General features: G+C 44.6%; 10 protein-coding genes and 2 rRNA genes. 3 read left to right on the forward strand and 9 right to left on the reverse strand.

Annotated features, from left to right (window positions below; all coding sequences use genetic code 11):
• Both E5672_RS08065 and rrf read left to right on the forward strand, forming a co-directional pair.
• A 23S ribosomal RNA gene (locus E5672_RS08065) occupies positions 1-377 on the forward strand; the annotation flags it as partial.
• Positions 378-606: 229 nt separating this feature from the next.
• A 5S ribosomal RNA gene (gene rrf, locus E5672_RS08070) occupies positions 607-722 on the forward strand.
• 326 nt (positions 723-1,048) lie between these two features.
• Here the strand turns inward: rrf and E5672_RS08075 are convergent.
• From E5672_RS08075 to E5672_RS08085, 3 genes are all read right to left on the reverse strand, one after another.
• Complete coding sequence (locus E5672_RS08075) at positions 1,049-2,785, reverse strand: AMP-binding protein (RefSeq protein ID WP_167483136.1); 1,737 nt, start codon at positions 2,783-2,785, stop codon at positions 1,049-1,051.
• 368 nt (positions 2,786-3,153) lie between these two features.
• Positions 3,154-3,732, reverse strand: coding sequence for an EF-hand domain-containing protein (locus E5672_RS08080; protein WP_136781734.1), 579 nt, complete (start codon positions 3,730-3,732; stop codon positions 3,154-3,156).
• A 299-nt stretch (positions 3,733-4,031) separates the two neighbouring features.
• Complete coding sequence (locus E5672_RS08085) at positions 4,032-6,401, reverse strand: DNA polymerase II (RefSeq protein ID WP_276606287.1); 2,370 nt, start codon at positions 6,399-6,401, stop codon at positions 4,032-4,034.
• A 278-nt stretch (positions 6,402-6,679) separates the two neighbouring features.
• On the opposite strand from E5672_RS08085, the gene E5672_RS08090 reads away from it, so the two are divergent.
• Complete coding sequence (locus tag E5672_RS08090) at positions 6,680-7,711, forward strand: MBL fold metallo-hydrolase (protein WP_136781735.1); 1,032 nt, start codon at positions 6,680-6,682, stop codon at positions 7,709-7,711.
• A gap of 76 nt (positions 7,712-7,787) precedes the next feature.
• Here E5672_RS08090 and E5672_RS08095 read toward each other — a convergent pair whose 3' ends face one another.
• The 6 genes from E5672_RS08095 to E5672_RS08120 all read right to left on the reverse strand — a co-directional run bounded on the left by E5672_RS08095 (position 7,788) and on the right by E5672_RS08120 (position 15,042).
• Positions 7,788-9,107, reverse strand: coding sequence for a sensor histidine kinase (locus E5672_RS08095; RefSeq protein WP_136781736.1), 1,320 nt, complete (start codon positions 9,105-9,107; stop codon positions 7,788-7,790).
• Positions 9,107-9,691 (reverse strand): chemotaxis protein CheX, encoded by a 585-nt coding sequence (locus E5672_RS08100; RefSeq protein WP_136781737.1) that lies wholly within the window; start codon positions 9,689-9,691, stop codon positions 9,107-9,109. Before E5672_RS08100 ends, E5672_RS08095 begins: the two co-directional genes overlap by 1 nt.
• Positions 9,688-10,053: a response regulator gene (locus E5672_RS08105; protein ID WP_136781738.1), complete on the reverse strand. Its 366-nt coding sequence runs from the start codon at positions 10,051-10,053 to the stop codon at positions 9,688-9,690. Before E5672_RS08105 ends, E5672_RS08100 begins: the two co-directional genes overlap by 4 nt.
• A gap of 253 nt (positions 10,054-10,306) precedes the next feature.
• Positions 10,307-11,485, reverse strand: coding sequence for a pyridoxal phosphate-dependent aminotransferase (locus E5672_RS08110; RefSeq protein ID WP_136781739.1), 1,179 nt, complete (start codon positions 11,483-11,485; stop codon positions 10,307-10,309).
• Between the two features lie 18 nt (positions 11,486-11,503).
• A complete protein-coding gene (locus tag E5672_RS08115; protein ID WP_136781740.1) occupies positions 11,504-12,325 on the reverse strand; it encodes a sulfite exporter TauE/SafE family protein in 822 nt (273 codons plus the stop codon).
• Between the two features lie 116 nt (positions 12,326-12,441).
• Entirely contained in the window at positions 12,442-15,042 is a 2,601-nt protein-coding gene (locus tag E5672_RS08120) for a TonB-dependent receptor plug domain-containing protein (protein ID WP_136781741.1), read from the reverse strand.
• Between the last annotated feature and the right edge of the window lie 84 nt (positions 15,043-15,126).

The raw sequence follows: 15,126 nt of genomic DNA on the forward strand, positions 1-15,126 counted from the left end.
GCTGAAGTCGGTCCCAAGGGTATGGCTGTTCGCCATTTAAAGTGGTACGCGAGCTGGGTTTAGAACGTCGTGAGACAGTTCGGTCCCTATCTGGTGTGGGCGTTGGATGATTGATGGGAGCTGCTCCTAGTACGAGAGGACCGGAGTGGACGAACCGCTGGTGTTCGGGTTGTCATGCCAATGGCATTGCCCGGTAGCTATGTTCGGAACGGATAACCGCTGAAAGCATCTAAGCGGGAAGCCGGCCCAAAGATGAGTCATCCCTGACCTTTAAGGTCTGGAAGGGTTGTTATAGACGATGACGTTGATAGGCAGGGTGTGGAAGCGTTGTAAGGCGTTAAGCTAACCTGTACTAATTGCCCGAGAGGCTTAACCATACAACGCCCAAGAAGCTTTAGGTTTCTGAGTGTTGTAGACAAGCTAAGCTCTGAAAAATGAGCAGCAAGTAGAGTGAAAAGTAGTTACTCACTGATTGAATTGATATCCAGTTTTCCGATTTGTTAGTTATAAAGCAACGATGATTAAACATGCTCCTGAGAGTACTGTTGGTCCTCCTTGCGCAGAAGTCATGATAAAAAGCATCATGATTCTGCACTAAAAGTTTTTCCTGGCAGCCATAGCGATACGGTACCACCTGACTCCATTCCGAACTCAGAAGTGAAACGTATTAGCGCCGATGGTAGTGTGGGGCTTCCCCATGTGAGAGTAGGACACTGCCAGGTCCCATTAAGAAAAACCCGCCTAACGGCGGGTTTTTTGCTTTCTGCAGAAAGAAAAATAATGGGGTCAGAGTACATTAATCCCCATCACCCCATTATTGTTGCCTAGCTAAACAACACGGGCTTTTATCTCTTTAGAGCATGTAAGAAACAGTTTAACGATACGGTAGATAGGTTCAGACTGTAGCTTAGGTGCAAGACTTTGAAGTGAGAAGGTAGAATCAGAGTACTTTAAAGCGTTATGGTTAAAAAAGTACTCTGACCCCAATCTTTGAAAAAGTACTCTGACCCCAATCTTTGAAATGTACTCTGACCCCATTATTCGGGGGTTATGCTTGTGTTTGTAGGGCTTGCTTTTTCAGCGTTTCTATCATGTGTTCGCGCATTTTAAACTTCTGAAGCTTGCCTGTTACTGTCATGGGGTACTCTTTCACAACGCTGATGTATTTGGGTACTTTAAAGTAAGCAAGCTTAGATTTCAGGAAGTCGCGTATTTGCTCTTCATCGATATGTCGGTTTTCTTTTGCTTTAATCCATAGACAAACCTGCTCGCCATATTTGTTGTCTGGGATGCCAAATACTGCGGCGTCAGACACATCCTCGTGTTGATATAAGACTTCCTCAATTTCCCGTGGATAAATATTTTCGCCACCGCGAATGATCATGTCCTTTATTCTGCCAACTATTGTGACATAACCTTCTTCGTCCATTTCTCCTAAGTCGCCAGAATGAAGCCAACCTTCGTCGTCTATGGTGGCTTTTGTCTTGGCTTCATCGCCCCAATAACCTTTCATAACACAGTAGCCTCTTGCACAAATCTCACCCGGTTCGCCAATAGCCACCGTATTGCCTTGGGCATCTATGATCTTAACTTCTGTATGGGGCATGGCCCGCCCCACTGTTTTGACCTGTTTTTCAAATGGAGAGTCAATATCAGTAATATGATTGATAGGGCTGCACTCTGTCTGGCCATAGCCAATGACAACTTCGGTCATATGAAATTCACTATGTACCTTTCGCATTAGCTCTTCTGGACAGGTACTACCTGCCATAACGCCGGTTCTTAGTGTTGATAGATCAAAGCTCTTAAAGTTGGATAGTTCGAGCTCGGCAATAAACATGGTTGGTACACCATGTAATCCGGTGCACTTTTCTTCTTCTACTGTGCGAAGCGTTTGTTCGGGATCGAAAGACTCCCCAGGAAATACTGCACATGCCCCCGACGCTAAGCAAACTAAGTTGCCTAATACCATTCCGAAACAATGGTAAAGCGGTACGGGAATACAAAGTTTGTCTTTGTGTGTGAACCTCATTGCTTGTGACACTAATAAACCGTTGTTTAGAATATTTCGGTGCGTTAACGTGGCGCCTTTAGGATTTCCTGTGGTGCCGGAGGTAAACTGAATATTGATGTTATCATCCGCACTAAGTTTCGATTCAATGGCCTCCAACTGAGATTGAAGCGCTTCCGTTGGTTCTATTCGCAATGCAGAAAAAGCCTGTAATCCGTCTACTGGCTTATCTCCAATTGTGTATACATACTTAAGAGAAGGTAACTTATTAAGCGATAGAGCAGTACTTGAGGCGATATCCTCATTCTCGTCTATTTTGGGCGCAAGCTCTTTCAACATGGCGACGTAGTTTGACTGCTTGAATGACTGCGCCATGACTAAGTATTTTACGGCTACGTTATTAATAGCGAATGCTAATTCATCAGGACGATAGGCAGGATTAAGGCATACCATGATCGCCCCTATTCGAGCTGTCGCCATTTGCACGATAGACCATTCGATATTGTTTGGGGACCAAATACCAACACGATCCCCAGGTGCTACACCGTTTGCAAGTAAGCCACAAGCTACGCACTCCACTTCATGCCAATACTGCTGATAAGTCCAGCTAACATCTTGGTGCTTTACAATTATTGCTGTGTTATTGCCGTAATTGTCGACAACTTTTTTGAAATATTGGCCAATTGTGAGCGACGTTAGTTCAGCGTCATCAGGGCCTGAAAACTCACTTTTGTAAAGAGGGGGGACCGAGGTAATTTTAGGTTTTGATTCCATCACATTTTGCCTCCATGCGCGTACGCATCTGATATATATGTAAATAATGGCGTTGCCACCACAATTGTTGATTCCATTTATTCAATGAATTGAGTTGTAGTGAATGCTACATACGCAACGAACAAAACAATTAATTCAATATTTATTAACAATATTGTTGCAATTGAGTTTTGTCGACAAGATGTTAGTCGTATATGGCGCTATCCAACGATGAATTTGTGTTATTCGTCGTAAAGCCTGATGAAAGAGTTAAGACTGAATGGGGATGTCACTAATGCTTAGAGAGAAAATTTGATTTATACGATATAAAAAAGCCTCCGACTAAGGAGGCTCTATAAAAAACTATTTACCCAATGACCGATGGTAGGTTATTCAGATTCAATACCTTCAAAATACGCTCGATACTCCATGCGAGTAACGTAAGAATCGCCATTTTCATCCATCATCTCAAAGTCACCTTCTACATGCGCAACCTTTAGCTCTTCGGCTGTAAGCTTACCGTCGCTGTCTACATCAATTTTAGTAAACTTGTTATCGGCGGTAGCTGACATCTCAGTGCGAAGCTCTTTATTCTTCTCTGAAATAATCTCACCGTCAGTTTTAGAGAACAGTTCAGGATTACCTTTTTCCGAAAGCAACGCGTCGTTGGTGCCTTCCGTTTTCACCTGAGTGATAATGTCGTCGCTAAACATCGAAGGTTTTTCATCAACAAACTTGTTGAATTCAACACGACTAATCATGCTATCGCCATCGGTATCCATTTTTGCACGAAGCTTACTGTCAATAACGCCAGAAGATTCAGAACCGACAATATAGCCGTTTCCATCTTTATCCATAGCGTTAAACCCCATCGAAATCTTCTCTTCGTGGTGGCCTGCTACTGCTGAAGCAGAAAGTGTTGCAGCAACAATAGCACTGGTAATCATACTTAGTTTTGTGATCTTCATAATCAAATTCCTTCTGGCTTTTACAGTGACCTTGGGCGCTCAATTGCCCGAACCACTAGGTCCACAGATCTCAATATAGGTGTCGGTTGGAAAGAAGTCGCAACCTAACACAGTTAATGACTTACATAGTTTATTATTCATTGAATATGCCAATGCATAACCAATTGATTTTTATATTAATTAAAAGCTTAGGTAACGAAATCAATGTTATTGCTATGTTAAATTGTCGCAGTGTTTGCAAGATCTTCATGCATCAAAATGAAGCGACCTCATATTTAGATAAGCCCCCGTTAATGACTTTAAAACAATGAAAGCTGGTCGTTTGCAATCGTCTCAAAACTTAGGCCGATAAGGGGCAAGATGCTATCTGCAATGGGTTGAATTTGTTTTTCGATATAATGGTCATATAGAAGGGGAGCTGCGGCTGTTTCGACAGTTTGAGGGCCTTGCACTGTGATGACGTAGGCAATGGTAGTATTAGACTGGTAGCGAAGAGGTAACCCTTGTTCTTTATATTGCTCGTCTGCTAAGCGGGCTGCTTTTACGTGAGGAGGTAGTGACTTTGTATAAGATGATAAAGGCTTTCGAAGCCGCTTTTTATAGATCAAAGCGTGGTCCATTTCACCTGCTTTTATAGCGGCTATGGTGCTATTTATGTAGTCTTCGACAGGCTGTCCGGTAAACACTTTTTTATATAGCTCGTACTGAAAGGTTTTAGCAAGCACCGTCCAATCAGAACGGACATTCTCTAAGCCTTTGAAGACAAGTTCACCACCTTTCATTCCAGCGTAACGTTTTTTGCTGCCCTCAGAAGAACCTCGGATAGTTGGCATAAAGAACGTAGAAAAGTGAGATTCAAACTCAATTTCTAGGTGGCAATCAATGTCGAATTGACTTTTTAGTAACTCAGTCCACTTCTTATTAATAATGCTAGCAAGCTTGCGTCCAGTTTCTGAGGGCGAACCCAGTGCATTATTCCCTTCTACATGAACAAATGTTGAGTCGGTATCGCCGTAAATAACCGTGTAGCCAAGTTCTTCAATCCAACCCGCTGTAGTTTGCATGATCTCATGACCCCGCAAAGTGATAGAGCTAGCCAGGCGAGGATCGTAAAAGGGGCAACCACCGCTACCAAGGACACCATAGAAGGAATTCATTAAAATTTTGATGGCCTGAGAGCGCGGTGCGTCTTTCTGTTTTTTGGCCTCGTCGCGCTGAAGCCATAGGTTTTCAATGATGGAAGGTAGAAAATGAGACTCGCGACTAAATACTGCACCTTTAAATCCTTCTATTGCCTTATCAGGAGATTTAAGCCCCTCTGCAAGTCCTAACGGATCGATTTTAAATGTGCGGATAATGGAAGGGTAAAGGCTTTTAAAATCGAGGACTAGAACGTCTTTATATAAGCCAGGTTGCGAACGCATCACATAACCACCAGGACTAGCCAAACCTCCATTTTCAGGTCTTACTCCCGCTACATAAGATTTGCGGTGTAGCTTGGGTAAATACACATTTAAAAACGCGGCCACTGAACCGCCGGGGCGGCTCATATCTAAGCCTGTAAGAATACTACGCAGCGCCAAAAAATCGATAAATTGGGTTTTATCCTGAATGCGGTTGACCAGTTCCGTGTCTTTAAAGTTATAGTTAGCGAGTGCAACGGGGTCGCTATGATAAAGATGTTTGATCGCTTCAAGTTTGTCGGCAGCTTGAATAAGCTTATTCTCACCAAGCAGTTCTTCAGAAACGTGATCGAGCGAGAACGACTCAAATTGATAGGTCATTGTTTTTAACGCCTCGATACCATCAATCACGCATCGTCCTGGCACATCAACAAGGGTCTGATCTTCCCACTGTCTTACGGAAGCTTCTCGGCCGTGGCGGCCAATGGCATAATTAAGCGAATTCGCCTTTGCGCGGCGTTCAAGTACCGCCATATCGAACTGCTTAACGTTCCAGCCTAAAATAATATCTGGGTCGTAAGATGTCAGATACGAAAAAAATGCCTCTAGCAGCGCCTTTTCGGACTCAACGGTGATAAGTTCATATGCGCTGCTTTTTTCTCCTTGCAATGATTGCCCAACAAAACGTGGCGGGGATAAAAGCAGCACAACGTTAAGTCCTTCGCCAGCTAACGCAATGCTAAAGAGTTCTTCATGCTCATTGCATTCGATGTCTATGCTTAGCGATGTAAACGTGGTTCTGAATTGACAGGGTCTGACTTGCGCATTTTCTATAACGACCTCTGAGGAATTATCGAAATTTTGCGGGGCCAGAAATTCCACTGCGCCATACACAAAGCGCTCCATTAAATAGCGATCGGCAACGCGAATATCGGCTTCGTATAATACAACACTGCGTTGCTGGGCATGCTGGCGAAGCAGGTGCATGTGCGACTCAGTTGCAGTTTTCACCGTTGCAACAGGCACTTGCTCCAATGTGTGAAATCCGTCCTCTGAAATACTGATCTTTGCTGGAATACTTTCGGCTATTTTGCGTAAATCATTTGCGTGATCGATTGATACAAAGCACGTGGGGTTTTGGGGTGAAGAAATTAACCTAACGGTATTACCAGGCGTTTTAACCCACAACTCAACATACACCTTGCCTCGCCGGGTAAACGTACTTTTATTGAGTATAAACCCTTGCTGTATTGTTGAGGCTGACATGAATCTAATTTACTGACCGGTTTTCTAAAAGTTATTGTTTCTTTAAATCGCCTCATAGGCGTTTGCGTTGTATAAGCTCGCAATGCTCATATCCATTCAACTATTAGCATTAAGTCGCTAAAAAGCGCGCTACAACAGTACGCGAGAAACTGCAGCAGGCTTAGTATAACGTTTGTTATCACCAACTCATATAGATCTCTATTCGGCAGATATGTTTGTTTTTGTAAGCTGGGCGAGTTAGAACGACAATAGTGCAAGTTAGATAAGGTGAGGGCGATATGGAATATCTATTCGATAAACAGGTAGAGCCGGGCGAGCTTATAGAAGTGGCCGATGGTGTGCTTTGGTTAACAATGCCGCTTCCATTTGAACTTGACCACATAAATTTATATTTGATCCGCGGCGAAGGAGGCTGGGTGGTCATTGATACTGGCATAGGAACGTCAACCACCAAGGCGCTTTGGGAGCGAATATTTAAGCAAATAGACGGGCCGATTGTTGGTGTTATTGTTACGCACTTGCACCCAGACCATGTGGGGTTAGCGGGCTGGATAGCCGATACATATAAAGTCCCCTTTTATATGTCTCAAACCGAGTATTTTACCGCCCGGGCGTTTTCTGCAGGGAGAAATGGCGCTACTAACGAACGGGATGTGCAGTATTACCAGCGAGCAGGGTTAGATGGATCCATGATCGCAGCACTTACTTCTGGCGAGGGCAATGGCTATAGCAGCGTTGTTTCACCACTACCCATTAGCTACACCCGTCTAAAACATGGCATGACGCTAGCGCTTGGTGATAATGAGTGGCAAATCATCATTGGGCGCGGCCACTCTCCCGAGCACGCCTGCCTCTATAATGCACAAAAAAATATACTCATTTCAGGCGATCATATTTTGCCGATAATCACCCCTAACATTGGCGCCTATTCAACAGAGCCTGACGCCAACACCCTAGGCGATTACCTCAGTACTCTGCCGCAATTTAAAAGCTTGCCAAAAGATACAACAGTGTTACCGGCCCACAAGCTTCCCTTTATCGGTCTGCATGAGCGGGTAGATGCGCTTATTGCCCATCATCACGAGCACTTAAAAGCACTATTAAAAGCGTGCGAACAACCTCAAACGGTCGTAGAGCTACTGCCGGTTATGTTTAAGCGCAAGCTCTCGAGTCGTAACATGGTTTTTGCCGTTGCAGAGTGCTTGTCACATCTTAATTACTTGCTTAACCAAGAGGTTATTTCGCGAACGCTAGACAGCAAGGGGGTGTATACATTTAGAGCCTGTGAAGAAAAAAAGCTGGCTTGTTAGTTCATTCATAAAGCATATAAACTGAGTAAGGGTTATCTATTGTCCGCTCTGTACTGCGCACAAAGAGTAACGGTTTCTAGGCCGTTTGAGGGTTTTCCGCTTCGTTCTTCTCACTACCTTCGTCAGTAGATGCCGCAGCGATGGGCTGTTTGGGTATAGTAATTTCTACTACGGTTCCTTTTGCTTCTTTACTGCTAATCGATATTTTACCCTGATGTTGTTCTATAGCAGTGTAAGCTACAGAAAGGCCCAGTCCTTGGCCTTGCCCTTCGGGCTTTGTAGTAAAGAAGGGTTCAAAAACGCGCTTGAGATGTTTTGTAGGAATACCGCAACCCGAGTCCAGTATTTTAATAGTCACCAACTGGGGGGAATCGATAACCGTAAGCTTAATGAAACCCTTATCTTCTATGGCCTGCGCTGCATTTATCATGACGTTCATAAGCGCCTGCTTCAGCGGCCCAGGGTTCCCCATTACTTCCACTTTCTCATGCTTACATTCAAACTTATACTGAGGCGCGCTGTACTGGGCGGAAATAAGCGTTATCAACTGGTGACACACGGCGCAGATATCAACTATCTGCACGCCTTCAGTGGTCTCCAGCGAAAAGTTTTTAAGGTTTTCGACAATATCTTTTACACGGGTAAGACCGTCAGTAGACTCGGCGATGAGCTCAGTAATATCGTCCTTCAACAAGTCGTAGTGATTAGACTCAAACAGTGCGTCGACCTGCTCTTTAAGCTCGTCGGTGAAGAGTTCAAGTTGTCCTTGAACGCCATCGCATATCGCAATAAGGTGTGAAGCATATTGCCCTAGGGTATTGAGATTAGCGTTCACAAAACCGATAGGGTTATTAATTTCGTGAGCGATACCTGCTGCGAGCTGCCCGGTGGAGGCCATTTTCTCAGCTTGAATAAGCTGGCTTTGCGCGGTATCCAGCTTGCGAATTAGCTTCCTTTGCGCTTCGTGTTCTTTTTTTAGCGCTTCGGAAAGCTTTTGCTGAGCTCTAAAGTAACTCGCCTGGGCGGTAACATCTTGCAGAAAAATACACGCCAGCTTTTGCCCTGTTTTTTTGTCTTTAATGGGCAAAATCTCCATATTCTGGTACATCTGGGTTTCTTCACCGGTTATGGGGCGAGAGCTTTTGAAGGGGAAGATATGTGGTCGTTGCTCCCAATAGCTAAAGCTGGGATGCTGCAGCACAAATACTGATTTCAGTCTTCGTTTGAGAAATTTGCCTTGGCCTTGAAACAATTCAACCACAGGCGTTTCTTTGTAGCAGTCGCGCATATTGTGAGGAAGGCGATCTAAAAAGAAGTCGTTCAGGTAAACGACGTTGAAGTTCTCATCAACTATTCCAATTCCGACAGGCAATTTACCTACCAGTTGTTCAAACATTATGCGAGTAACTCATCCAATGTGTTTTTCATGCGTGCAAGAGATTCATCGTCTAGGCAAAAAACCACGCGCATACTGAACGACGAGATAGCAATAACAAACTGAACTTCCATTACTAAGCTGTGCTGCCACTGTAGCTCATCGAAGTTTGCTTTGTCGGGTAAAAACAATGTTGGCATATTTAGGTTGGTAGTGAGTTCCAACTGTTCAGAAAGGCCTGCTAAACAAGCGCCAGCTAAAATATTGCAAAGCTCTAAAATAATTTCTTGAATGTCTTCCTTGCTCAACGGTTCGTCGTAATCCATCAACGTAGCGACCTCACTCAACCCAGCTTGAGATAGCACAGACATGACTTCACCGTGTACATCGCCCAAAAAAGACTGACGAGTGTAGAAAGCATCTTCAGTTTCAAACAAAAGACTGTAGAGCTGAGTAGGGGTAACAGCTGAAATTTTAGGTATAGAAATATCGATTTTAGTTTCTATTAATTGAGCAAGTGAGTTTGCAGCTTGCCCCATTGAAATATTCAGCAGCTCTTGAAGGGCGTCTCTTTGCTCTTCATCCAGTGGTAGTACAATACTCATAAATACCCCAGCTCAAACAATGCCATGGCAAGCTCTTCTTTATCTAAAGGCTTACGAAGAAAGCGCTTAGCACCAAGCGACATAACAATCTTCTGTTTTTCAGGCTGAAAATCAGCGCTTATTACGATCACGTTTGGCATGTTAGGTCTTGCGTGCAAAAACTCTAGCACTCCAACGCCATCTACTTCAGGCATGGTAAGGTCTAAAAGAATGAGTGCAAATTCGCTTTCGGAAAGTGAATTTATCGCTTCTTGTCCGTTTGTTGCCTCGGTTATGTCGTACTCCAAATCTTGAGGGAGCGAGCGAATAACGCTGCGCCTCGACAGCTTGGAATCATCAGCAACTAGTACAGAAAGTGACATTTACAGCCTCCTTGAGCGGCATTCAATGTGGTGCCTTTTTAGTAAAGTATGTGCAACTTTTGCGTTACTGCAACAATACCTCTAAAAATTATTGTTGTAGTCATGCTCTACCTGCTTGTTAACTGATTTGAGTATATGACAAAGGTGACTTTTGTGCGTATTAGACTTTTAGTTGAATTGATAGGTTGTGGGGGATGGAATGGTTGGGAAGCCAAGATGGGCGTGGATCGGTCCTGATACACGCCGTCAATATCTAACCCTTTTGCATTAACTGCATCTTTTCTAAAGCGGCAGGCATAGCATCAACATAACGTTTAACGTCAGCAATTTTGCCCATGCTCACTCGAGACCAATTATTATAGGTGCGGTAAATGCCTCGTATAAGTATATCTTTTTCAGCCATAGCTTGGCGGAAATAGTCGGCGTTGCCGTCACCCAAATTAACAAAAATAAAGTTAGTACTTGAGGGGAGGGCTGTCAAACCATTCGCTTTAACAGCATCCATAACCATGGATTTACCCTCATAGATTTTCTCTTTCGAAAACGCTAAAAAAGCGTCGTCATTGTAGCTTGCAATTGCGGCTGCAAGGCCCGCTTGATTCAATGTGTAACCGCCCATACCGTAGCGATTAATCCACTCGGTATTTTCCTCTGACGCGATTAAGTAGCCTACGCGCATACCTGCTAAGCCATAAATTTTTGAGAAGGTTCTTGCTACAATGACATTATGCCCGGCCTTTACAAGCGGGATCATAGAATGTTTTGGCGGCTCATCGATAAGTTCGTTATAGGCCTCATCCACCAGAACCAGCGTTTTCTTAGAGGCTTTTATACAGAATTCGCGAAGTTTATTTGGGTCAAGTACTTTGCCTGTCGGATTGTTAGGGTTACAGATATGTACCATGCCAATTGAGTCATCAATGGCAGCATACATGGCGTCAAGGTCAATACCGAGATCTGCTGTATTGGCTATTCTGACTATTTCTGGTGCACCTTGCTTTTCTGGTGCTTTAGACGTGGTATCCCAAAACAGGTCCGGCCCAAGGATCTTTCCATTTTTGCTGGCGGCTAGGGCGGCGTAGGACAAAATTGGACTCGACCCAGCACTCAACGAGATATTTTTACGGGTAATACCATGACGCTCCGCTATCATATCTAACAATGTCATTGCAGCTGGATAAGCGTAATAAGCACCTCCCTGAGCCGAAGCTTGAGCAATGGCTTTTAAGGCTTGTGGACTAGGTCCAAAAGGGTTTTCATTAGCATTTAATTTCGCTACGCCAGGTTTTGGGCCATAGATAACTGATGCCGCTTCACTTGCGGCTGCACTCGTGGTTTGAGCGCTGACTAGATGACTCAAACCAGTCGCACCTATTGCAGAAGCTGCTACCGAGCCACCTAAAAATAAACGTCTTGAACGGTTATAACTCACAAAGATTCTCCTTTTATTTTACATGGCTTTATAGAACATTGCGCTAGAGACAATGACGAGATAAATGCCAAACAATCGCTTTAGCTTTTTCTCGCTAAAGTTATGCGCCATCTTCGCTCCGATAGGTGCGGTAAAAATTGCCCCTATACTAATAGCAATAAGCGCTGGAATGTTGATATACCCTATAGTGCCAACGGGGAGAGAGGCCGTGTCTGGATGTTTCATAAATAAGAAGCCGATGGCCCCAGGTAAGCCGATTAAGAACCCCACACCTGCGGCAGTTGCCACGGCTTGTTGTATAGTGCGTTGACACATCACCATGGTGATGACCGTAGGAGTTCCGCCACCTATACCAAGTAGTGCAGAGAAGCCACCAAGAACAAAGGCTAAAACTGCTTTGCCTATGCCTCTAGGCATATCGAATACAAGACCTGGGCGCACAACAAATTCTGGGAAAAGAAAATACACCGAATAAAGCAATACACCGGCAGCGAATACTACCGTTAAGCCATTTGCGCTAGAGTTGTTGGCAATTAATAACCCTCCACCAACGCCAAGAATGAGCCAAATACTCCAAGATTTAAGGATTTCAAAATCTACCGCGCCTTTGGCTCGATGGGCCATAACCGAACGGGCACTGGAAACCACAATTGATGCTAACGATGTGCCTATTGCAACTTTCACTAGTGCTTCAGAGGGAGGGGTAAAGAAAGGAAAAACGGCGAGCAGTGCAGGGACCACAACAAAACCCCCACCATTACCGAAAAGGCCTGCGGTGATACCAGCAATGGCGCCAGTTATACATAAGGTAACTACAAACCACAGTAGTTCTATTTCCATCGACTTTTTGCTCCACACAATACAGCTTTAAACATTGAATGACCTTTAAATTTTTACTTATATTCCGTTAGTTAAATAGGCAAACACCGGCCTAAGCCGGTGTGCGTTAACCTCTATTAAAAGCGGGCGGCTAGGCGTGTGTAATAGTACCCACCCTGCCAATCGACAATTGACCCCGAATCGTAGACTTGACCACAACAAGCGTCGCCGTTAGTGCTTACATCCGGGTAGTTATCGAATAGATTTCTAATACCTACTGACAAAGTGAGGTTCTCATTGATGAGATACGAGCCCTCAATATCAAACATAAACTCGTCGCCGAAGGTTTGAATACTGTCTAAGTTTACATTCTCTCCGTCATCACTCCCTGCGTTTTCGTACTCGCCGTAATAGCTTAAACGAGCAACTGCAGACCATACGTCGTAGCTATGAGTGACCGAGAAAACTCCGCGCATTTCGGGTGTACTATTCTCAAAATCGAACCGGTCTTCAGGGTCTAGGAACTCGCTAGCGTCTGAATCGAACTCTGTTTTATTGTAGTTGACAGAGCCAGTTAATATGGTTGAGCCATATTTAGATTCCATCTTGTAGGTAGCAACTACGTCCAAACCTTCAGTAACGGTATCAAATGCGTTTTGGAAGAAGAATACCCCACCAATTGACTCAGCGCCTGAAACGTTTGCTCCCGCAAGAGCTAAGTAATTTTGGTAAGCATCGTAACCTTCAGCATCTGGGTCTGTAACAACGGTTGTTGATACATCGCGCGTTGATACAGAATATAAGCGGTCCTCAAGTTTAATATTGTAGTAATCGACGGTAAGGGTTACATCACCGTAGTTAGCCGTCATACCTAAGGTAAAGTTGGTCGACTTTTCGGGCGAAAGCTCTTCTGCTCCCAGTGCTTGTGCTACTTCACCGCCCGCTGGGAATAAGCCCGTTGCCACTGGGAAACCATTAGGTAATCGTGTAGATACGTTAGTCGTACCCTGCTGACCAGGAGTGGGGGCGCGGAAGCCAGTACCAAATGAAGATCTAAAGCCTACATCGTCGTTCAATTGGTAAAACGCCGCGACCTTGTACACCACCTCAGAACCGAAATCTGAGTAGTCTTCATAGCGCAATGCTGCTTGTGCGAATAGCTCGTCAGTAATGTCACCCGAAATATCTGTGTATACCGCATATGAGTCACGCTCGTATGAGCCTGAGTAGTCAGGTGAATAACCTGGGAAACCATTGGAGCCTACACCTACCACGGTATAAACAGCGTCATCTGGGTCTGCGCAATTTAAGGTTGAACCGTTCGCGATAACGGCTAAACCGGCAGCGGTAGCAGTGGTTCCATCACAGAATCCATAGGGATCAGAAGTAGCATAAGGACCTGCAAAATATGAGCTTTCTTCACCTTCAGAAATTTCATATGACTCATCTAGATAACTTGCACCGAAGGCAAGAACGTAACCGCTTAGGTCGTAGGTGAAGTCAGCTTGTAATTGCGTTTCTTCGTTAGTTAGGTCGCCTGGCTCGAACGACGTGGGTGATTCGTTACCAAGAGAAGGGTTGATAGTATTCGCTAGAGTATAAGAGATTTCATTATTCCCGTAGCGACCACTGATATCGTAGGTAAGGTCGCCAGACATACCTTTTATGCCACCTACCAAAGAGTAATCAGTGACATCTCCGAAGAAGCGTGGAGTGAAGCCACCCGGGAAGAATTCTGTTGGATTCCAAATAGAGCCGTCTTCAAGACGAATGTCTTCGATAGTGCCGTTACCCGGATAACGATAATAGAAAGAGCCGTCGCCTTCACTTTCAGAGTAGTTACCAAAAGCGTATAACTCTGCTTCAGCGCTCAGCGCGTAACCCGCGTTAAAAAACACCCGTTTTCCGCTGGTATTAGGTTGGCCCCAAGGTTGTACCACATCTGAGCCGTGAACACTGTTGGCCATGGCTGTTGCATCTGCGATGTATTGGTCTGACTGCTCGTCTACACAGAACCACGACTCACAATATTGTTCCCCTCTAAATGTCGCTTCACTATCTGAATATTCAGCTGATATGCTGAAGAAGCCATCATCACCAAGAGCGAAGCCTTTGTTTCCTGTAACTGTTATTTGGTCTCCATCACCTTCATAGTAAGTGCCATAGTCGATAGTGAAAGAGCCACCTTCTGTATTGTTTTTAAGCTGGAAGTTGATTACACCTGCGATTGCATCCGAGCCATACTGAGCTGCTGCACCGTCACGCAATACCTCTACACTTTGGATAGCTGCGGTAGGTATTGTGGCAATGTCTGGCCCTTGTGTGCCGGAACCACCTATTGAAACAAGTGCTGCTCTATGGCGACGTTTTGAATTTACCAATACTAAGGTTTTATCTGTCGGCATACCTCTAAGCGTTGCCGGACGAATGAAGGTTCCACCGTCTGAAATGGGTTGTCTGCCAACCGAGTACGACGGTACTAGGGTCATTAGCACATTGTTCATATCAGTGAACGCAACGGCTTCTACGTCTTCTGCGGTTAACACATCAACGGGAACAGGTGAACTTGTTACTGACCGCGGCGCGCCTCGTGCGCCAACAACGGCTATACGTTCAAGGTCTTTAGCTTCTGTGGTTTCTTCACTTGTTTCTTGTGCCTGCACAAGCATTGAGGTGGTGAAGAGAGTTAATCCGGTAAGTGCGTAACGTACTGCAGTGTGGAGTTTCTTTTGATTCATTAGTGTTCCCAATCGTGCTTATTGCTACTTAATTTATGAATGCGCGTTGTTAGAACTTGCACTCTTTCTAGGCACGCACGAGCA

Origin of the sequence: Alteromonas portus (genome assembly GCF_005117025.1) — a bacterium.
GTDB classification, from domain to species: Bacteria; Pseudomonadota; Gammaproteobacteria; order Enterobacterales; family Alteromonadaceae; genus Alteromonas; species Alteromonas portus.